General features: G+C 67.9%; 1 protein-coding gene. It reads left to right on the top strand.

The features are described 5' to 3' along the window. Positions 1 to 274 (top strand): efflux RND transporter permease subunit (locus P0D73_RS46920; RefSeq protein ID WP_408436593.1); only part of this gene is annotated, 274 nt, incomplete at both ends.

Genomic DNA, 274 nt, shown 5'->3' with positions numbered 1-274 from the left:
CTTCCAGATCGGCCTGACGATGCTGGTCGCACTCGCGGCGAAGAACGCGATCCTGATCTTCGAGTTCGCGGTGCTGAACCGCGAAGGCGGCGAGTCGGTGTACGACTCCGCCGTCACCGCGGCGACCGAACGGTTGCGGCCGATCGTGATGACGTCGCTCGCGTTCATTCTCGGCTGCGTGCCGCTGGCCATTGCCACGGGCGCGTCGGCCAACAGCCGGCATTCGATCGGCACGGGCGTGATCGGCGGCATGCTCGGCGCGACGGTGATCGCC

The organism is Paraburkholderia sp. RL18-101-BIB-B, assembly GCF_046026985.1.
Lineage (GTDB): Bacteria > Pseudomonadota > Gammaproteobacteria > Burkholderiales > Burkholderiaceae > Paraburkholderia.
The sequence above is the reverse complement of the archived record's forward strand: the minus strand, read 5'-3'. Positions and strand labels throughout refer to the sequence as shown.